This window comes from Enterobacter sp. Res13-Sevr-PEC09-46 (assembly GCF_015672585.1).
In the GTDB taxonomy this organism is placed as follows: Bacteria; Pseudomonadota; Gammaproteobacteria; order Enterobacterales; family Enterobacteriaceae; genus Enterobacter; species Enterobacter hormaechei_C.
This window is the reverse complement of the sequence record NZ_JADABR010000020.1, coordinates 253,654-272,767: the sequence shown is the minus strand read 5'-3', so window position 1 is coordinate 272,767 and position 19,114 is coordinate 253,654. Positions and strand designations below refer to the sequence as shown.

General features: G+C 57.9%; 16 protein-coding genes and 1 pseudogene. 11 read left to right on the top strand and 6 right to left on the bottom strand.

Going from position 1 to position 19,114, the window contains the following annotated elements; translation table 11 throughout:
- Positions 1-3 precede the first annotated feature (3 nt).
- The 9 genes and pseudogenes from IMQ56_RS23020 (at position 4) to IMQ56_RS14885 (ending at position 8,224) form a co-directional block, all read left to right on the top strand.
- Positions 4-2,267 (top strand): annotated as a pseudogene (locus tag IMQ56_RS23020) (NtaA/DmoA family FMN-dependent monooxygenase).
- A gap of 9 nt (positions 2,268-2,276) precedes the next feature.
- The gene (locus IMQ56_RS14920; protein WP_015570459.1) at positions 2,277-2,786 is read left to right on the top strand and encodes a GNAT family N-acetyltransferase; all 510 of its coding nucleotides are present in this window, start codon (positions 2,277-2,279) and stop codon (positions 2,784-2,786) included.
- A 9-nt stretch (positions 2,787-2,795) separates the two neighbouring features.
- Positions 2,796-3,722: an amino acid ABC transporter permease gene (locus tag IMQ56_RS14915; protein ID WP_017693374.1), complete on the top strand. Its 927-nt coding sequence runs from the start codon at positions 2,796-2,798 to the stop codon at positions 3,720-3,722.
- Entirely contained in the window at positions 3,706-4,479 is a 774-nt protein-coding gene (locus IMQ56_RS14910; RefSeq protein ID WP_196063959.1) for an amino acid ABC transporter ATP-binding protein, read from the top strand. The genes IMQ56_RS14915 and IMQ56_RS14910 overlap by 17 nt, the downstream gene beginning before the upstream one ends.
- A 9-nt stretch (positions 4,480-4,488) precedes the next feature.
- The gene (locus IMQ56_RS14905; RefSeq protein WP_017693376.1) at positions 4,489-5,376 is read left to right on the top strand and encodes a transporter substrate-binding domain-containing protein; all 888 of its coding nucleotides are present in this window, start codon (positions 4,489-4,491) and stop codon (positions 5,374-5,376) included.
- A 41-nt stretch (positions 5,377-5,417) separates the two neighbouring features.
- On the top strand, positions 5,418-6,035 hold the full coding sequence (locus tag IMQ56_RS14900; protein ID WP_006810732.1) for a glutathione S-transferase family protein: 618 nt from the start codon (positions 5,418-5,420) through the stop codon (positions 6,033-6,035).
- A gap of 37 nt (positions 6,036-6,072) precedes the next feature.
- Entirely contained in the window at positions 6,073-6,303 is a 231-nt protein-coding gene (gene pptA / locus IMQ56_RS14895; protein WP_003857012.1) for a tautomerase PptA, read from the top strand.
- Positions 6,304-6,489: 186 nt separating this feature from the next.
- The gene (locus tag IMQ56_RS14890) at positions 6,490-7,491 is read left to right on the top strand and encodes a Kdo(2)-lipid IV(A) acyltransferase (protein WP_017693378.1); all 1,002 of its coding nucleotides are present in this window, start codon (positions 6,490-6,492) and stop codon (positions 7,489-7,491) included.
- A gap of 91 nt (positions 7,492-7,582) precedes the next feature.
- Positions 7,583-8,224, top strand: a complete 642-nt coding sequence (locus IMQ56_RS14885; protein WP_023296669.1) for a hypothetical protein — start codon at positions 7,583-7,585, stop codon at positions 8,222-8,224.
- On the opposite strand, the gene IMQ56_RS14880 is transcribed toward IMQ56_RS14885, so the two are convergent.
- On the bottom strand, positions 8,217-8,516 hold the full coding sequence (locus IMQ56_RS14880; protein WP_000612740.1) for a helix-turn-helix domain-containing protein: 300 nt from the start codon (positions 8,514-8,516) through the stop codon (positions 8,217-8,219). The genes IMQ56_RS14885 and IMQ56_RS14880 overlap by 8 nt on opposite strands.
- Positions 8,517-8,677: 161 nt before the next feature.
- On the opposite strand from IMQ56_RS14880, the gene fusA reads away from it, so the two are divergent.
- Positions 8,678-10,777, top strand: a complete 2,100-nt coding sequence (gene fusA, locus IMQ56_RS14875; RefSeq protein ID WP_023296668.1) for an elongation factor G — start codon at positions 8,678-8,680, stop codon at positions 10,775-10,777.
- A 48-nt stretch (positions 10,778-10,825) separates the two neighbouring features.
- On the opposite strand, the gene IMQ56_RS14870 is transcribed toward fusA, so the two are convergent.
- Complete coding sequence (locus IMQ56_RS14870; protein ID WP_015570464.1) at positions 10,826-11,398, bottom strand: flavin reductase family protein; 573 nt, start codon at positions 11,396-11,398, stop codon at positions 10,826-10,828.
- Positions 11,399-11,503: 105 nt separating this feature from the next.
- On the opposite strand from IMQ56_RS14870, the gene nhoA reads away from it, so the two are divergent.
- A complete protein-coding gene (gene nhoA, locus IMQ56_RS14865; RefSeq protein ID WP_062933003.1) occupies positions 11,504-12,349 on the top strand; it encodes an N-hydroxyarylamine O-acetyltransferase in 846 nt (281 codons plus the stop codon).
- A gap of 80 nt (positions 12,350-12,429) precedes the next feature.
- Here the strand turns inward: nhoA and narI are convergent, their stop codons facing one another.
- The 4 genes from narI to IMQ56_RS14845 are packed head-to-tail and all read right to left on the bottom strand — an operon-like array spanning position 12,430 to position 19,083.
- A complete protein-coding gene (gene narI / locus IMQ56_RS14860) occupies positions 12,430-13,110 on the bottom strand; it encodes a respiratory nitrate reductase subunit gamma (RefSeq protein WP_015570467.1) in 681 nt (226 codons plus the stop codon).
- The gene (narW, locus tag IMQ56_RS14855) at positions 13,107-13,802 is read right to left on the bottom strand and encodes a nitrate reductase molybdenum cofactor assembly chaperone (RefSeq protein WP_196063960.1); all 696 of its coding nucleotides are present in this window, start codon (positions 13,800-13,802) and stop codon (positions 13,107-13,109) included. Before narW ends, narI begins: the two co-directional genes overlap by 4 nt.
- Positions 13,802-15,346, bottom strand: a complete 1,545-nt coding sequence (gene narH / locus IMQ56_RS14850) for a nitrate reductase subunit beta (protein ID WP_196063961.1) — start codon at positions 15,344-15,346, stop codon at positions 13,802-13,804. The genes narW and narH overlap by 1 nt, the downstream gene beginning before the upstream one ends.
- Positions 15,343-19,083 carry a nitrate reductase subunit alpha gene (locus IMQ56_RS14845; RefSeq protein ID WP_032634382.1) on the bottom strand — a complete coding sequence of 1,247 codons (3,741 nt, stop codon included), beginning with the start codon at positions 19,081-19,083 and terminating at the stop codon, positions 15,343-15,345. The genes narH and IMQ56_RS14845 overlap by 4 nt, the downstream gene beginning before the upstream one ends.
- Positions 19,084-19,114 lie beyond the last annotated feature (31 nt).

Below are 19,114 nucleotides of genomic sequence, written 5' to 3'. Positions count from 1 at the left end.
AATATGTCTGCACATCGTCAATTGCGGCTGGGGACCATTTTGCATGGTGCATCCGGAAATATGTCTGCCTGGCGCCACCCGGCGGCGGTCGCGGATGCCAGCATTAATTTTGATTTCGTTAAAGAAACGGCTTTAAAAGCAGAAGAGGGCAAGCTCGACTTTATATTTGTGGCCGACGGCCTTTATATTAACGAGAAATCCATTCCGCATTTTTTAAACCGCTTTGAGCCGCTGACGGTGTTGTCCGCGCTGGCGAGTATCACCTCGCGCCTGGGGCTGGTCGGCACGTTATCCACCTCGTACAGCGAGCCTTTCACCGTTGCACGCCAGTTCGCCAGCCTCGATCACCTGAGCAACGGACGCGCGGGCTGGAACGTGGTGACGTCACCGCTGGAAGGGTCAGCCAGGAACTTCTCCCGCGAAAAACACCCGGAGCATGCGCTGCGCTACCGCATTGCCGATGAGTATCTCGACGTGGTGAAGGGGCTGTGGGATTCCTGGGAAGGGGATGCCTTTATCCGCAATAAAGAGAGCGGACAGTTCTTTGATGCGTCGAAACTGCATACTCTTGATCACCACGGTGATTTCTTCCAGGTTTCCGGCCCGCTGAATATTGGCCGCACGCCGCAGGGACGTCCGATTGTCTTTCAGGCTGGTGCGTCCGACGACGGTAAAAAGCTGGCGGCAAAACACGCTGACGCCATCTTTACCCACCATGACACGCGGGAAGAAGCCCAGGCTTTTTACCGCGATGTTAAACAGCAGCTGGAAAGTCACGGCCGTCGCGCAGAGGATTTACATATATTCCAGGGCGTCAGCGTGATTGTTGGAAACGACGCCGATGACGTAGAAAACCAGTATCAAACTACGGCGGCACTGGTCTCCATTAATGATGCGCTGAATTACCTCGGACGTTATTTCGAGCATCACGACTTCAGCCAGTATCCCCTCGACGCGCCGTTCCCGGATATTGGCGATTTGGGCAAAAACAGCTTCCGCAGCACCACCGATGAAATCAAGCGTAACGCCCGTGAGCGCAACTTAACTCTGCGTCAGGTCGCGCTGGAAGCCGCATCGCCGCGCCCGCGTTTTTCCGGCACACCGGAGCAGGTGGCCGATGGTTTACAGGCCTGGTTCGAAGAGAAGGCGGCGGATGGCTTCATCATTCAGGGCGGCACGCCGGACACCTTCCCGCGCTTTGTCGACCAGGTGGTGCCCGTTTTACAGGCGCGCGGCCTGTTCCGCACCGACTATCCCGGCACCACGCTGCGCGAAAGTCTGGGCTTAGACGAGCCCAAAAATCAGTTCACACAACAATAAAAGAGAAAAATGCTATGCAGAAATCATCGCTTATTCTGGCGCTTGCGCTGGCCTTTACCCCTGCCGTCTGGGCAGAGAACGTCAATATTAACGGCACCGGCGTGAGCATTGAGGCCAATAAAACGCCGATCAATACCGCCAAAAACAGCGATGCGATCGCGCAACTGCCGAAAGACTATCGTTTTGCCGTGCCGGGGAAATTTACCGTGGCGGTGGCGGGACTGAATCAACCGCCACTGACGGTCTTTTCCGACGACAACAAAACTCTGCTGGGAAGTGAGGTCGACATTGCGCGTCTGGTGGCGGACAGCCTCGGACTGGAGCTGAACGTGGTGCCCACCTCCTGGGAGGACTGGCCGCTGGGGGTTGCCTCCGGGAAATACGACGCGGCTATCAGCAACATCACCGTCACTAAAGCGCGCAAAGAGAAGTTCGACTTCGCCACCTACCGCAAGGATTCACTTGGCTTCTACGTGAAATCCACCAGTCCGATCAACTCGCTTGTGAAGGCAGAGGATATCGCCGGGCTGCGCATCATCGTGGGTTCCGGCACCAACCAGGAGGCCATCCTTCTGGCATGGAACGAAGAGAACCTCAAAAAAGGGCTTAAACCCTTTACGCCGATCTACACCAAAGACGACGCGGCCCAAACGCTGGCGCTTCAGTCCGGACGCGCGGACGCCTACTTTGGCCCGAACGTGATCGGTGCCTGGAAAGCGGCGCTTAACGGTAAAACCAAACTGGTCGGCAGCGTCGACGGCGGCTGGCCGAAGGCGGCGCATATCGCGGTGACGCTGAAAAAAGGCAGCGGCCTGGTCGAGCCGGTTCAAACCGCGCTGAACGGCGCGATCAAGAACGGAGATTACGACAAAGTGCTGAACCGCTGGGGGGAAGGCGTGGAGCGTATCCCCAGTTCCGAAGTTAACCCGGCGGGTCTGGGCGATTAAGGAGGCGCTATGCGCGAACAATTTCGTGACGTTTCGCCGGAAGATGCCGATCTTCAGCCCATTATCGAGGGGCTTTTCGGTGAGTACGCCGCTCGTTACGGCGACTACTTTTCAAAGGATGCGGAAGTCGAGCTGACAGAGTGGTACCTGGCGCCGCAGGGGCTGTTTATCGTCCTGGAGCGCGATGGCGAGATCATCGCCACCGGTGCGTACAAGCCCTTCGACGAACATACCGCAGAGATCAAACGCATCTGGACGAATAAAACGCTGCGCCAGCAGGGACTGGCCGCGCGCGTAGTACAGGAGCTGGAGCGCCGGGCGGTGCTGGCGGGCTACAGCCGCATCTACCTGACCACGGGGTTTCGCCAGCCGGAGGCGGTGCGGCTCTATCTCAGTCAGGGGTATCAGCCGCAGTTCGATCTTAACCGTGATCCGGAAGAGTATAGCCAGCCGCCGTTCGACGGTCGGCTGCGTTTCACCAAGACGCTGATCCGCGAAGCGCTCAGCAAAACCGCATAAGGAGCGACGATGAGCAACGTTGAAACCATAAAAGTGGTCCCGGCACGTTATCCGCTGCGCGCTGCTGGCGCCGTGGTGGCGCTGTTTGTGCTGGCGGTCGTGATCCAGTCCGTGGCCTTTAATCCGCGCTGGGAATGGGCGGTATTTGCCCGCTGGTTCTTCGACCCGGTGATCCTCGAAGGCGTCGGCCAGACGCTGCTGCTGACGTTGATAAGCACCGTACTGAGCGTGGTGATTGGCGGCATGCTGGCGCTGGCGAGGCTCTCGTCATCATGGCTGTTGAGCAGCCTGGCGTGGGGGTACATCTGGCTGTTCCGTTCCCTGCCGCTGATCGTGGTGCTGATTATCCTCTATAACTTCTCCTATCTCTACGACACGCTCTCTCTCGGCGTGCCTTTTACCGGCATTACCTGGGGCAGCTTTGAAACCATCAATGTTCTCGGGCAGTTTTCTACCGCCATCGTGGGGCTGACGCTGGTGCAGAGCGCCTATACTGCGGAGATCATTCGCGGGGGCTTCCTTGGGGTCGACCACGGTCAGTATGAGGCGGCCGCTGCGCTGGGTCTGCCGGCGTGGCGTCGCACGGTGCGCATCATTCTCCCCCAGGCGCTGCGCACCATCCTGCCGTCCGGGTTTAACGAAATCATCAGCCTCGCCAAAGGGACGGCGATGGTTTACGTACTGGCGATGCCGGAACTGTTCTACACGATCCAGATGATCTACAACCGCACCCAGGAGGTGATCCCGCTGTTGATGGTGGGGGCCGTCTGGTATCTGGTGATCACCACCGTACTGTCTGCCATCCAGCATGTTATTGAGCGTGGACTCGCCCGCAGCGAGCGCCGCTCCGCCGTAAACCAGAACCGGGCGGCCAGTCGTGCGCGCTCCGTCACCACTTCGCCAGCACAGGAGCCTGTTCATGCAAGCCTCTCCTGAAGGACACATTTCCATTACCGGCGTCAGTAAGTTTTTTGGCCGACATAAAGCGCTCGATAACGTCACGCTTGAGATCCCGCCGGGCTCCGTGACGGTGATCCTCGGCCCCTCTGGATCTGGAAAATCGACGCTGCTGCGCACCATTAACCATCTGGAGCGCGTAGACGAAGGCTTTATTCAGATTGACGGGGATTACATCGGCTATCGCCGTCAGGGTGACAAACTCTACGAGCTCAAAGAGAAAGAGATCCTCAAACAGCGCCTCAACGTTGGGTACGTGTTTCAGAACTTCAATCTTTTTCCGCATCTCACGGTGCTGGAAAACCTGATTGAAGCACCCATCGCGCATAAAAAGTTCAGTAAAAAAGAGGCTGTTGAAAACGCCTACAGCCTTCTGGATGTGGTAGGTCTGCGCGATAAAGCCGATGCCTGGTCGCGTCACCTCTCCGGCGGCCAACAGCAGCGTATTGCCATTGCCCGCGCGCTGGCGCTGCGCCCGCGCGTGATGCTGTTTGATGAACCCACCTCGGCGCTGGATCCGGAACTGGTTGGCGAAGTGCTGGATGTGATTAAAAAGCTCGCCCGTTCCGGCACTACGCTGGTGGTGGTCACCCATGAGATCGGCTTTGCCCGGGAAGTGGCGGACCAGGTGGTATTTATGGTCGACGGTAAAATTGTGGAGCAGGGCAGCAGCGACGACGTGTTAAACCGACCGTCGCATCCGCGAACGCGCCAGTTCCTCTCAAAAGTGCTGTAAGGAGCGCAGATGAAATATGGACTCCTGGCGGGGCTGGTCTTCACGACGGCGAGCCACGCCAGCATTGATTTAAAGGCCAACGAACAGCCGCTGCCGGTGACGGTTGATCAACAGGCAGTGGCGAAAATCCCGGCGAACTATAAATTTGTTGAGCCGGGTACCCTCACGGTGGCGATTTCAGCCCTGAATTCTCCGCCGCTGGCGCTGCTGGCCAGTGATAACCGCACCCGTATTGGCAGCGACCCGGATATCGCCCGGTTGCTGGCGGGCAGTCTGGGGCTGAAGCTGAAGCTGGTGCCAACGGCGTGGGAAGACTGGCCGCTGGGGATCACTTCCGGGCGTTATGACGTGGCGTTGGTGAATATCGCCGTCACCGAGCAACGTAAGGCGAAGTTCGATTTTGCGACCTATCGCGTCGATTCCCTCGCCTTCTCGGTGAAATCCACCAGCAACGTACAGTCGATCACCCGTGCGAAAGATCTGGCCGGTAAAAAGGTGATTGTCGGGTCAGGCACCAATCAGGAACGTATTCTGCTGGGCTGGAACGAAGAGAATAAAAAGGCCGGGCGCGAGCCTGCGTTGCCGGTTTATCTGACCGACGACGCCTCAGGCAATCTTTATATTCAGTCCGGCAGGGCGGATGTCTTCTTTGGACCGCAGTCCGTTTCTGCCTATAAAGCCGCGTTAACCGGCAAAACCCGCGTCGTGGGATTAGGACCGAAGAAAGCCTATGTCGCCACCACAACCAAAAAAGGCAATGGGCTGGTGTATGCGTTGCAGGCTGCGCTGGACGGTGCGATTAAGCGCGGGGAGTATCAAAAGGTGCTGGCGCGCTGGGGGGAGGCGGGCGAAGCGGTGACGTCTTCAGATGTTAATCCGCCCGGGATAACCTACTAATGGTGCTCTACACTTAGGGTTTTCATCCCTGAGGGGGCAACATGATCAAACTCTATGGCGTACCCGGCTGGGGATCGGCAATCAGTGAAGTGATGCTGACTCTGGCAGACATCCCGTATCAGTTCGTCAACGTGGACGGGTTTGACCAGCCCGGCCCGCAACGCGAATTGCTGTTAAAACTGAACCCGCTGTGCCAGGTGCCGACGCTGGAGCTGGAAAATGGGGCGATCGTGACGGAAACCGCGGCGATCGCCCTGATGGTGCTCGACAGACGTCCCGACCTCGCGCCGCCCGTAGGGCAGGCCGAGCGCCAGCAGTTTCAGCGCCTGCTCATCTGGTTTGTGGCGAACGTCTATCCCACCTTTACGTATGCAGATTACCCGGAACGCTGGGTGCCTGATGCCCCGGAACAGCTGAAGAAAAATTGCATTGAGTACCGAAAATCGCTCTATCTGTGGTTCGACAGCCAGCTCAGCGCCTCGCCGTTTGCGTTTGGCAAACAGCTGACGCTGCTTGACGTCTATATTGCCGTTGCGCGTACCTGGGGGCCACGTCATGAGTGGTTTGCCACTAACACGCCTAATATTACCGCCGTCGCGGATGCCGTCTGCGCGCTGCCGGAACTGCACAAGGTGCTAAAAGCTAACGATATAATCTGATAACGTGGAACGCTCACCTATAAAAGGAGCCCTGCCCATGCCACACGTTGATATCAAATGTTTTCCACGCGATCTGACTGACGAACAAAAAACGGCCCTGGCGGCGGATATCGCCGAAGCGATCGCCCGTCATCTGAACAGCAAAGATCGCTCAATCTCCGTGGCGCTTCAGGAGGTTCAGGAAGCTGACTGGAAGGCGCAGGTCTGGGATACCGAGATCGGCCCGAAACTGGATGAACTGATTAAGAAGCCCGGTTATTCGATGTAACTTGCCTGCCGGGTGGTGCAATATCACCCGGCGCTCCTCGCTTTTATTCCTTTTCGCAAAAATCGATAATAAAAACCATAACGATTCCGCTACAATTCATCCTTCCGAACAATATTCGTTAAATCAGCAGGTAAGCACTGCAACTGCACCAGATTAAGTACAAATTAGTAAAAGGATAATTTTTCCATGACAAAATTACCTCAGTTTTCACTCGCCTTTATTCATCCTCGTTACTGGCTCAGCTGGGCAGGCATTGCCGCGCTCTGGTGCACGGTTCAGCTTCCGTACCCGCTGCTGTTGAAAACAGGTCACGGGCTTGGGCGTCTGGCTATGCGCCTGCTTCCACGCCGCGTGGAGATCGCCAGACGAAATCTTGAGCTTTGCTTTCCTGATATGAAAGAGGACGAGTGCGAGCGTTTACTTGAGCGTAATTTTGAATCGGTTGGAATGGGCGTCATCGAAACGGGGATAGCGTGGTTCTGGCCAGACTGGCGCGTACGGAAACACTTCAGCGTAACCGGCTACGAACATATGGAACAGGCGCGGGCGCAAGGAAGGGGCGTGGTGCTCATTGGCATGCATTTTCTCACGCTGGAATTAGGCGCACGCATCTTTGGCATGCTCAACGCGGGTATTGGTGTGTATCGTCCCAACAATAATGCGTTGCTCGACTGGCTGCAAACGCGCGGTCGTCTGCGTTCCAATAAAACCATGCTTGACCGCTATGACCTGAAGGGCATGATCCGCGCGCTGAAGCAAAACGAGATCCTGTGGTATGCCCCGGACCACGACTATGGCAAAACGAATAGCGTGTTTGTGCCGTTTTTTGCCGTCCCGGACGCCGCGACAACTGCCGGGAGCTACATGCTGGTGAAAAGTGCCAGACCGGCCGTGATCCCGTTTGTACCGCGCCGAAAAGCAGACGGCACAGGGTATGAGCTGATTATTCTGGAGGATATCAGCGATACCTTGCAGGGAGGCGACAAAGCGTCGGTGGCCACGCAAATGAACAGAGCGATTGAGCGCGCCGTGATGATGGCGCCTGAGCAATATATGTGGCTGCATCGCCGGTTCAAAACCCGCCCTGAAGGCCAGCCGGACCGGTATAAACGCAAAAAACAGATCCCATCTTCTGCAAGAACCTTATCTGCCAGCGATATTTCGGACCGGTCGAGTATCCAGCAGTAGCCCGGCAGGGCGGATGCCGGTGCGCTCCGCCCTTTATAAATCCTGCCGCGCTGGATAGAATTACCGCATCCACATTGACGGGATGACCAACATGACCGGAAGAGTCGATTATCATCTGGAAAAATACCTCCTCACCGAAGCCGGTGAGCCGGAACGTCTGACGCGCCAGTGGGCGGAGGTGATGCGCGAGTGTCATGACCAGAAATCCGGGGCAGAAGAGCGGCTGCGTCTTGCGCTGCTGAATGTGGATTACGTGACCAGCTTTGAGCTTCCCTTCCGGTTACTTCTTACCCGCGCACCGCAGCTGATTGATGGCATCAGAAATGAGTTTCAGCTCAGTCAAAAAAATGTCCTGTTCAACGGCAAGCGGTTTGGCTGCGTCTACAGCCTTAAACAGGATTTGAACGGCATTCCCGATGAATTTACCTACCACCTGAAGACCCGTATTCAGCGAATCGATGCGTCCGGCGGTTCGGAAGTGCCTTACCGGCAAATCGCTCAGCAGGTGAAAGCCCCCCGCGAGCGCCTCCAGCTGGCGCTGGAACAGGGGCTTGCGGTCACCGCGCTTGACGGGCTTTTCTGGTTTGGCCTCCAGCGCATAGCCGCCGACGTGCAGCGGTTAAGGAAGACCGGGATGAGAATAGTGACGTCCGATACGGAGGTGTTCGACACCCTTACCGGAACAACACGGCGGATTCCGGTTTATCGTCTTGAGGACGCTGCCGCTACTTAGCCTGGAGCAGGATCGCCAGCAGCCCAGGAAAACGGGCGTCCAGATCTTCTCTTCTCAGTGAGATCATATTCTCGCGCCCCTGCGGGCGCTGCCAGATCACACCGCTGTCGCGCAGCACGCGCCAGTGGTGAGTCATAGTGGATTTCACCACCTCTTCCGGGCGCAGTGCGTTACAGCTCAGTTCGCTGCCGTCGGCCAGCCTGCGGATAATCGCTAATCGCAGCGGATTGCCGAGGGCGAACAGCACATTTTCCAACACTATTTGTTCAGGTTCCGGGTGGTTTGGGATCATCGTTTTCCTGCGTCTCGCGTGAGATTGAGCTATATCAACAATAGGTCAACCGTTAAAAAATAGTTCGATAATACTCGTACAATGGGACTATTATAACAAACGAACGAACACGCGACCATCCCGGTCGTCACAAACCAGTCATGAAGACTTAAGGAAATAACATGCCCCGACCCATTCCACTCGAACGTTATCGCAACATCGGTATCTCCGCGCATATCGATGCGGGCAAAACAACCACCACTGAGCGCATCCTGTTTTACACCGGGATGAGCCACAAGCTGGGTGAAGTACACGATGGCGCGGCAACCACCGACTGGATGGCGCAGGAGCAGGAGCGCGGGATCACCATTACGTCGGCGGCGGTGAGCTGTTTCTGGCCCGGTATGGACAGAGGCTTTGAACCGCACCGCATCAATATTATCGACACCCCCGGGCACGTGGATTTCACTATTGAGGTGGAACGTTCCATGCGTGTGCTCGACGGCGCGGTAATGGTCTATGACTCCGTCGGTGGTGTGCAGCCGCAGTCGGAGACCGTCTGGCGTCAGGCGAATAAATATCATGTTCCGCGTCTGGCGTTCGTCAATAAAATGGACCGCCCGGGCGCAGATTTCTTCCGCGTGGTGCGGATGATGCAGGAGCGGCTGAAAGCCAATCCGGTCCCGATTGTGATCCCCGTGGGGGCAGAAGAACACTTCACCGGCGTGGTGGATCTCATCAAGATGCGCACCATTCTGTGGGACGATGCGACGCAGGGCATGGCGTTCAGCTATGCGCCAGTCCCTGACGATCTGCTGAGTACCGCCCAAGCGTGGCGAGAAAAAATGGTTTCGGCTGCGGCAGAAGCCAGCGATGAGCTTATGGATAAGTACCTTGAGACGGGCGAACTGGATGAAGCAGAAATCATCCAGGGGCTGCGCGTCCGGACCATCTCCGGTGAAATACAGCCCATGCTGTGCGGCAGCGCTTTCAAGAACAAGGGTGTGCAGCGCATGCTCGACGCGGTGATTGAATTGATGCCGTCTCCACTGGACGTGCCCGCTATTGATGGGGTAGACGAAGACGGACAGCACGCCGAGCGCCACCCAAGCGATGATGAACCGTTCTCGGCGCTGGCCTTCAAGCTGATGAGCGATCCGTACGTCGGCCAGCTGACCTTTATCCGCGTCTATTCTGGCATACTGCGCAAAGGCGACGCGGTGTACAACCCGGTGAAGGGCAAGAAAGAGCGTATCGGGCGCATCGTGCTGATGCATGCCAACGATCGCCATGAGGTGGACGAGCTGCGTGCAGGGGATATCGCAGCCTGTGTCGGGCTGAAAGACGTTACCACCGGTGACACGCTGACCGACCCGAATGCGGTGATCACCCTTGAACGGATGGAGTTCCCGGACCCGGTTATTTCGCTGGCGATTGAGCCGAAAACCAAGGCCGATCAGGAGAAAATGGGGATTGCCCTACAGCGCCTGGCTGCGGAAGATCCGTCGTTCCGCCTGCACACGGACGAAGAGTCCGGACAGACCATTATCTCCGGGATGGGCGAGTTGCATCTGGAGATCATCGTCGACCGCATGAAGCGCGAGTTTGGCGTTGAGGCGAACATTGGTCGTCCGCAGGTCACCTACCGTGAAACCCTGCGTAAAGCGGTGAAGGATATTGAAGGGAAATTTGTCCGACAGTCCGGCGGGAAAGGGCAGTACGGTCATGTGGTCCTGAGCCTTGAGCCGTTAGCCGCCGGGAGTGGTTTTGTGTTTGAAGATGCCACCAAAGGCGGGGTGGTGCCGCGGGAGTACATCCCGTCGGTGGAAAAAGGCTTGCGAGAAGCCATGAATACGGGAGTGCTGGCGGGCTATCCGGTGGTGGATGTGAAAGCGACCCTGACGTTTGGTTCCTACCATGACGTTGACTCCTCGGAGATGGCCTTCCGCATGGCGGCGATCCTCGGCTTCAAAGAGGGCGCTAGGCGGGCGGATCCGGTTATTCTTGAGCCGGTGATGCACGTTGAGGTGGAAACGCCGGAAGAGTACGCCGGGAACATTATGGGCGATCTCTCCTCCCGTCGCGGCCTGGTGCAGGGGATGGCAGAGCAGTACGGCAGCCAGATTATTCGCGCTGACGTCCCGCTGGCTGAGATGTTTGGCTACGCCACCACGCTGCGCTCGATGTCCCAGGGGCGCGCGACGTATACGATGGAATTCCATCATTTTGCGGAAGCTCCGCGGAATGTGGCGGATGAGATTATTGCGAAGCGTGTGAAGTAATAAAAAGCCCTCTTCCTCAGGAAGAGGGCTTTTCTTTTTTGAGGTGCGTTAATCCAGCGCCTTCACCATTTTCCCGCTCGCGACAAACGTGCCCGCTCCCAGATGATGCAGCGTATTCAGTTTATCCCCGTCAAACTGCCAGCGTCCGGCGACAAATGCGCGTTCATCCGCCGCGGCGGAAACCACTTCGCCAAACAGGGTGTCATATTTCTCTGCCGCAGAGGTTACAGGTAATAACCGGCACTCCATCCACGCCAGACATTTCTCTTCTATAACCGGCAGGCCAAGCTCAGGGCCATAAATAACCGGGATCCCGTAGCAGTTAAATTTATCCTCGTCTCGCCCGCTGACGCTGCCGACCGCCCAGGTCCAGTTGGCTGCCGCCACGCCGGGGATCACAATGCCGAATTTCCCGCTGCGTTCGATCAACTCCCGTGACCACGCGCTTTTGTCTACAACAATCGCAATACGCGGGGGTTCGAATTCCACCGGCATAGACCATGCGGCGGCCATGACGTTGCGACGATCGATGGTCTCATCCCGGCTGGTAATGAGCACGGTTGGACCGTGATTCAGAAGGCGGCTGGCGTGACGTAATTCAACAGGGCGAAAGTGGCTCATAGGATCTCCTCATGTACACGATGAGTATGACGAAAAAGCACTTTTACGCATATGCATAAGGGAAAATAGTTTATAAACAGGGGATATCACATCCTGGAGCAAATCATGTCCCCATTTCTGAGTGCTTATTTCGCCCGCACGGGCTGGCAGCAGCCCGTACAGGTTGATATCGATACCCTGCGGGGGCTGCATTTACACCATAACTGCGCGATCCCTTTCGAAAATATTGACGTCGTTTTGCCGCGTGAAATCCATCTGGATGACGCGTGTCTGGTGGATAAACTGGTCACCGCGCGTCGGGGGGGATATTGCTTTGAGCAAAACGGCCTGTTTGAGCGGGTGTTGCGTGAAGTCGGGTTTACGGTGCGCAGCGTACTGGGGCGGGTTGTGCTGGCCAATCCGTCGCAGATGCCGCCGCGTACGCACCGGTTGCTGCTGGTTGAGCTGAACGGCGAGCGCTGGATCGCCGATGTGGGATTTGGCGGACAAACGCTGACGGCGCCGATTCGTTTGATCGCCAACGAGGAGCAGGACACCCCGCACGGGAGTTATCGTTTGCTAAGCGAGGGTAACGACTGGGTATTGCAATTCCGCCATCACGAGCACTGGCAGTCGATGTACCATTTCGACCTGGCGACCCAGTATTTCAACGATTACGTGATGGGAAACTTCTGGTCGGCGCACTGGCCGCAGTCCCATTTCCGTCATCACCTGCTGATGTGTCGCCACCTGCCGGACGGGGGCAAGCTGACGCTGACCAACTTTAATTTTACCCACTGGCAGAACGGTCATGTGGAGGAGCAGATCCATTTGCCGGATGCGGAGGCGCTGTATAAGCTGATGCAGGCGCGGTTTGGCCTGGGCGTTGATGACCCGAAGCACGGCTTTACCCTGGCCGAGCTGACGGCGGTGATGGCGGGGTTTGATACGCATCCGCAGGCAGGGAAATAGCCCGGTGGCGGCTACGCCTTACCGGGCCTACAGCGGCTTGAAACGTAGGTCGGGTAAGGCGAAGCCGCCACCCGACAAAATCAACGGCGCGATCTCACCACCTGATAGCGACGGGTAAAATACTCAAACGGCGCGCTCCACACGTGCACCAGACGGGTGAACGGGAAGATAAGGAAGATCGTCATCCCCAGCACCAGATGCACGCGGAAGATCGGTGCGACGCCGCTCAGCATTTCTGACGAGCCTCCCTTAAACGTCACGATCCCCTGCGCCCAGCCGACCAGCTTCATCATCTCGCTTCCGTCAGGATACTGGGCGGAGAAAGGAATGGTCGACAGCCCAAGGATGCACTGAAGCAGCAGGATACTCATGATGATAATATCCGGCGTGGTGGACGTGGCACGCACCCGCTGGTTGAACAGGCGGCGGATCAGCAGCATCGACCCGCCAATCAGCGTCAGCACCCCGCAAATCCCCCCCGCAATCATGGCTAACTGCTGTTTAACCGCGACGGGTAAAAACCAGGCGTACATCCAGTGCGGGGTTAACATGCCGAACAAATGCCCGAAGAAGATCCCCAGAATGCCAATATGAAACAGGTTAGAGCCCCAGTTCATACCGCGCTTGCTGAGCATCTGGCTCGACGAGGCGCGCCAGGTGTACTGCCCGTAGTCGTAGCGCAACCAGCTGCCAAGGAAAAACACGGTGGCGCAGATGTACGGATAAATGTCATAGAAAAACACGTTCAGGTAATGTGTCATTTTGGGCCTCCGGCGCTGACGTCCACGTACTGCGGCGCGACGTCCTGGCTAAAGCGTCGTTGATATTGCTGCATCGGCGAGCTGTCGCACGATGTGGCGTTGTCTTCGATAAACTTGACCTGTTCCTCTTCCCACACGGCGTCCAGCGCCTGACGGGTATCATCCCGTTTTTCACCAGACACCTGCTTCGCCACGCTGTCGCTGGAAAGCCGTGTACCGGCCAGCGTCAGCAGGGCGTCAAACAGCTGGTAATGTGCCACCTCGCGCTGTTTCAGCCGGCCGCCAATCAGCGCCAGGATCGGCGCGACGTTTTGCAGCCCTTCACGCGCCTCGTCATCGCTGACGATACTGAGATATTCCAGATAGAGCGGCAGATAGTCCGGCAGCTCGCGGCAGTCAAGCTGAAGGCCGGCTTTCTCATACTGGCTCATCAGGTCTACCATCGCCTGACCGCGATCGCGGGACTCGGCGTGAACGTGCTCGAACAGCAGTAGCGACGTTGCGCGCCCGCGTTCAAACACTTCGCACCATTCGGCCTGCTTATCCAGCAGCGGGGCGCTCAGGTGCTGGTGCGCAAACGGCAGCAGAATGGGCGCGTCCTGTTCCACCAGGGAAAGCGCTTCTTCACGGTTTTCCCACAGCAGCTCATCGGGATACTCAATGAGCAGCGCGATGATTTTGAGGATCTGCATTATTCTCCCTCCCCGTGTTCGCGCACTTCGGTGATGTTGATCGCGTCGATGCGGCTGCTGTTGAAGAGGTTGAATTTGGTGTCGGAACCGTGGCAGCCGTCGCCAAAGGTGAAGCCGCAGCCGTTTTTCTCCGGGAAGGCGTCGCGCGCCATTTCGCGGTGGCTGGTCGGGATCACGAAGCGGTCTTCGTAGTTGGCAATCGCCAGGTAGCGATACATCTCTTCTACCTGTTCTTCCGTCAGGCCGACCTCTTCGATGGCGCGGGTGTCGGTCACGCCTTCCACTGTCTGGGAACGCTTGTAGTGGCGCATCGCCATCATGCGCTTCAGGGCGCGCAGCACCGGACCGGTATCGCCCGCGCTGAGCATGTTTGCCAGGTACTGCACCGGAATGCGCAGGCTTTCGACAGCAGGCAGCACGCCGTCGCTCTGCGGCAAACCACCCGCGTCCGCGTAGGACTGAATCGGTGACAGCGGCGGCACATACCAGACCATCGGCAGGGTGCGGTATTCCGGATGCAGCGGCAGAGCAAGCTTCCAGTCCATCGCCATTTTGTAAACCGGGGAACGCTGTGCCGCGTCGATGACGTTCTGCGGCATACCCTGTTTCAGCGCTTCCTCAATCACCGCCGGATCGTTCGGGTTAAGGAACACGTCGCACTGGCGCTCGTACAGATCGGTTTCATGCTCGGTGCTGGCCGCCTCTTCAATGCGGTCCGCGTCATACAGCAGCACGCCGAGATAGCGGATGCGCCCAACGCAGGTTTCCGAGCAGACGGTCGGCTGGCCGGACTCAATGCGCGGGTAGCAGAAGATGCACTTCTCTGACTTGCCGCTCTTCCAGTTGAAGTAGATTTTCTTGTACGGGCAGCCGCTGATGCACAGACGCCAGCCGCGGCATTTGTCCTGGTCAATCAGCACAATGCCGTCCTCTTCGCGCTTGTAAATCGCACCGCTCGGGCAGGTGGCAACGCAACTGGGGTTCAGACAGTGCTCGCACAGGCGCGGCAGGTACATCATGAAGGTGTTTTCAAACTGGCCGTACATCTCCTTCTGGATCTTCTGGAAATTGCGGTCGCGGGCGCGTTTTTCGAACTCGCCGCCCAGCAGCTCTTCCCAGTTGGGCCCCCATTCGATTTTATCCATTCGCTTGCCGTCAATCAGCGAGCGCGGGCGGGCGGTAGGGAGGTGATCGCCCTCTGGCGCGCGGTGCAGATCCTGGTAATCGAAGGTGAAGGGTTCATAGTAATCGTCAATCTGCGGCAGGACGGGGTTAGCGAAAATCTTCGACAGCACGCCCATTTTTCCGCCGAGGCGCGGGGTCAGCTTGCCGTGAATACCGCGGATCCAGCCGCCTTGCCACTCATCCTGATCTTCCCAGTTTTTCGGATAGCCGATACCCGGTTTGGTTTCGACGTTATTGAACCACGCGTACTCCATCCCTTCGCGCCCGGTCCAGACGTTCTTACAGGTGACCGAGCAGGTGTGGCAGCCAATGCATTTATCGAGATTCAGAACCATGCCAACCTGTGAGCGTATTTTCATTTTTTCGCCTCCTGTACCTGATCCCGACCTTCGCCGTCCAGCCAGTTAATGTTTTTCATTTTACGGATCATGATGAACTCGTCGCGGTTCGAGCCGACGGTGCCGTAATAGTTGAAGCTGTACGCCAGCTGCGCGTAGCCACCGATCATGTGGGTCGGTTTCGGGCAGACGCGGGTGACCGAGTTGTGGATCCCGCCGCGCCGTCCGGTTACTTCTGACCCCGGAATGTTCAGAATGCGCTCCTGAGCGTGGTACATCATGGTCATGCCCGGCGGCACGCGCTGGCTGACCACCGCGCGGGCGGTGAGGGCGCCGTTGGCGTTGAAGGCTTCGATCCAGTCGTTGTCCTCAATGCCCAGCTCGCGCGCGTCGGTTTCGCTGATCCAGACGATTGGCCCCCCGCGCGACAGGGTTTGCATCAGGAGGTTTTCGCTGTAGGTGGAGTGAATGCCCCATTTCTGGTGCGGCGTCAGGAAGTTAAGCGCTTTTTCCGGGAATCCGTTCGGCGGGATTTCGCGCATATGGGTAACGCTGCGGGTGTCAATCGGTGGACGATAGGCCACCAGACTCTCCCCGAAGGCGCGCATCCAGGCATGATCCTGATACAGCTGCTGGCGGCCCGAAATCGTGCGCCACGGGATCAGCTCGTGAACGTTGGTATAGCCTGCGTTATAGGAGACGTGCTCGCTCTCAAGGCCGGACCACGTCGGGCTGGAGATGATTTTGCGCGGCTGCGCCTGAATATCGCGGAAGCGGATTTTCTCATCTTCTTTGTTCAGCGCCAGATGAGTGTGATCGCGCCCGGTCAGTTCGCCGAGGGCTTCCCAGGCTTTGACCGCGACCTGACCGTTGGTTTCCGGCGCAAGGGCGAGGATCACCTCTGAAGCGTCAATGGCGGTCTCGATGCGCGGGCGACCTTTCGCCGGGCCGTCGAGCTTGACGTAGTTGAGCTTGCCGAGGAAATCGACCTCGTTCTGGGTGTTCCACGATATGCCTTTTCCGCCGTTACCGAGCTTGTCCAGCAGCGGCCCAAGGGCCGTAAAGCGCTCGTAGGTTTCCGGGTAGTTACGCTCGACCACGGCGATGTTCGGTGCCGTTTTGCCGGGGATCAGATCGCATTCGCCTTTGCGCCAGTCCAGAATATCAAAAGGCTGCGACAGCTCCCCCGGGGAGTCATGCTGAAGCGGCTGTAGCACCACGTCAGTTTCGGTGCCGAGATGTCCGACGCACACCTCAGAGAAGACTTTGGCGATGCCCTTGTAAATCTCCCAGTCGCTGCGGGACTCCCACGCCGGGTCAACGGCTGCGGAAAGCGGGTGAATAAACGGATGCATGTCCGAGGTATTCATATCGTCTTTTTCATACCAGGTGGCGGTGGGCAGGACGATATCCGAGAACAGGCAGGTGCTGGACATACGGAAATCGAGCGTCACCAGCAGATCCAGCTTGCCCTCAATGGCGGCGGTTTGCCATTCCACCTCTTCAGGTTTCACGTCGTCCGTTGAGCCTAAATCCTCACCCTGAATACCGCTCTCGGTGCCAAGCAGGTATTTCAGCATGTATTCATGGCCTTTCCCGGACGAGCCAAGCAGGTTAGAACGCCAGACAAACAGGTTGCGCGGGTGGTTCTTACCGTTATCCGGCTGTTCGCAGGCGAAGCGGATATCGCCCGATTTTAACGCCTGCACGGTGTAGTCCTGCGGCGACATCCCGGCGGCGTCCGCCCGGGCCTTAACGTGCAGCGGATTAAGGTTGAGCTGAGGGGCCGACGGCAGCCAGCCCATGCGCTCGGCGCGCACGTTGAAATCGATCAGGTGTCCGGTGAATTTCGTCGCGTCTGCAAGGGGAGAAAGCAACTCCTGGGCGGTCAGCTTCTCATAGCGCCACTGGCTGGCGTGGTTGTAGAAGTAGGAGGTGCTGTTCATCTGGCGTGGCGGGCGGTTCCAGTCCAGCGCGAAGGCCAGCGGCAGCCAGCCGGTTTGCGGGCGCAGCTTTTCCTGGCCGACATAGTGCGACCAGCCGCCGCCGCTCTGCCCGACGCAGCCGCAGAAGACCAGCATGTTGATCATCCCGCGGTAGTTCATGTCCATGTGGTACCAGTGGTTCACACCGGCCCCGAGGATGATCATCGAACGACCGTGAGTTTTGTGCGCCGTGTCGGCAAATTCACGGGCGATTTTTTCTATCAGATAAGCGGGGACGCCGGTAATTTGTTCGCCCCAGGCCGGGGTGTAGGCTTTTATCTCGGCGTAGTTTGTCGCCGCGTTACTGTCTTCCAGACCGCGATCGAGGCCGTAGTTTGCGAGCACCAGATCGTACACGCTAACCACGCGTCTCTGGCTGCCGTCGGCCAGCGTCAGAGTTTTACTCGGTACGCGGCGCGTCAGCACCGGCTCCTGCTTCACGCTGCGGAAATGCGGGTTCTCGTTGCCCCCGAAGTAAGGGAAGGCCACGTCTGCCACGCTGTCGTGGGTGATGAGCAGGGAAAGCGTCAGCTCGGTTTCCTGTCCCGCGGCCAGCGACTCCAGGTTCCATTTGCCTTTTTCACCCCAGCGGAAGCCGATGGAACCATTCGGCGCCACCAGATTTCCGGCCACGTCAAAGGCGATGGTTTTCCACTCCGGATTATTGGTTTCACCCAGCCCGTCGGCCAGATCCGACGCGCGCAGCATGCGGCCCGGCACCACGCGACCGTCAGCCTGTTCATCCAGCAGGACCAGCATCGGCATGTCGGTGTAGCGGCGGCAATAGTTGAGGAAGTACTCGCTCGGGTTATCGAGGTGGAACTCTTTAAGGATCACATGGCCCATCGCCATGGCAAGGGCGCTGTCGGTACCCTGTTTGGGGGCCAGCCACTGGTCGCTGAGCTTCGCCACCTCCGAGAAGTCCGGCGTAATGGCGACGGTCTTGGTGCCCTTGTAACGCACTTCGGTAAAGAAGTGGGCGTCCGGGGTGCGCGTCTGCGGCACGTTCGAGCCCCAGGCAATGATATAGCTGGAGTTGTACCAGTCCGCCGATTCCGGCACGTCGGTCTGTTCGCCCCAGGTCATCGGCGACGCCGGAGGCAGATCGCAATACCAGTCATAGAAGCTCAGGCAGGTGCCGCCGAGCAGGGAGAGATAGCGCGTACCGGCGGCATAAGAGACCATCGACATGGCCGGGATGGGGGAAAAACCGGCTACCCGATCCGGGCCGTAGTTTTTGATGGTCCAGACGTTGGCGGCAGCAATCAGCTGGTTAAGCTCTTTCCAGTTTGAGCGGATAAAACCGCCTTTTCCGCGCGCTTTCCTGTAGCTCTGCGCTTTCTGCGGATCGTTCTGGATGGCATCCCAGGCCAGCACCGGATCGGTATGCTGCGCCAGCGCCTCGCGCCAGAGTTCGATCAGCCTGCGGCGTACCAGCGGGTACTTGAGACGGTTGGCGCTGTAGAGATACCAGGAGTAGCTTGCGCCACGCGGGCAGCCGCGAGGTTCGTGGTTAGGCAGGTCAGGGCGGGTGCGCGGGTAGTCGGTCTGCTGGGTTTCCCAGGTCACCAGGCCATTTTTGACATAAATCTTCCAGCTACAGGAGCCGGTGCAGTTAACGCCGTGGGTGGATCGCACAATCTTGTCGAACTGCCAGCGCTGACGGTAGCTGTCCTCCCAGTCGCGGTTGGTGTGGTACACCTGCCCGTGCCCATCGGCGAAACTGTCGCCTTTTGTTTTGAAGTAACGGAAGCGGTCCAACAGTTTGCTCATGACATTTCTCCTGCTTCGATAGCATGGCCGG

Excerpts from the sequence above, each read along its gene's own strand:
- IMQ56_RS14845 (WP_032634382.1), bottom strand. The coding sequence starts at position 19,083 with ATGAGCAAACTGTTGGACCGCTTCCGTTACTTCAAAACAAAAGGCGAC.
- pptA (WP_003857012.1), top strand. The coding sequence starts at position 6,073 with ATGCCACACGTTGATATCAAATGTTTTCCACGCGATCTGACTGACGAA.
- IMQ56_RS14910 (WP_196063959.1), top strand. The coding sequence starts at position 3,706 with ATGCAAGCCTCTCCTGAAGGACACATTTCCATTACCGGCGTCAGTAAG.
- IMQ56_RS14905 (WP_017693376.1), top strand. The coding sequence starts at position 4,489 with ATGAAATATGGACTCCTGGCGGGGCTGGTCTTCACGACGGCGAGCCAC.
- IMQ56_RS14920 (WP_015570459.1), top strand. The coding sequence starts at position 2,277 with ATGCGCGAACAATTTCGTGACGTTTCGCCGGAAGATGCCGATCTTCAG.
- narH (WP_196063961.1), bottom strand. The coding sequence starts at position 15,346 with ATGAAAATACGCTCACAGGTTGGCATGGTTCTGAATCTCGATAAATGC.
- IMQ56_RS14880 (WP_000612740.1), bottom strand. The coding sequence starts at position 8,516 with ATGATCCCAAACCACCCGGAACCTGAACAAATAGTGTTGGAAAATGTG.
- IMQ56_RS14900 (WP_006810732.1), top strand. The coding sequence starts at position 5,418 with ATGATCAAACTCTATGGCGTACCCGGCTGGGGATCGGCAATCAGTGAA.
- narI (WP_015570467.1), bottom strand. The coding sequence starts at position 13,110 with ATGACACATTACCTGAACGTGTTTTTCTATGACATTTATCCGTACATC.
- IMQ56_RS14915 (WP_017693374.1), top strand. The coding sequence starts at position 2,796 with ATGAGCAACGTTGAAACCATAAAAGTGGTCCCGGCACGTTATCCGCTG.
- narW (WP_196063960.1), bottom strand. The coding sequence starts at position 13,802 with ATGCAGATCCTCAAAATCATCGCGCTGCTCATTGAGTATCCCGATGAG.
- IMQ56_RS14870 (WP_015570464.1), bottom strand. The coding sequence starts at position 11,398 with ATGAGCCACTTTCGCCCTGTTGAATTACGTCACGCCAGCCGCCTTCTG.
- fusA (WP_023296668.1), top strand. The coding sequence starts at position 8,678 with ATGCCCCGACCCATTCCACTCGAACGTTATCGCAACATCGGTATCTCC.
- IMQ56_RS14890 (WP_017693378.1), top strand. The coding sequence starts at position 6,490 with ATGACAAAATTACCTCAGTTTTCACTCGCCTTTATTCATCCTCGTTAC.
- nhoA (WP_062933003.1), top strand. The coding sequence starts at position 11,504 with ATGTCCCCATTTCTGAGTGCTTATTTCGCCCGCACGGGCTGGCAGCAG.
- IMQ56_RS14885 (WP_023296669.1), top strand. The coding sequence starts at position 7,583 with ATGACCGGAAGAGTCGATTATCATCTGGAAAAATACCTCCTCACCGAA.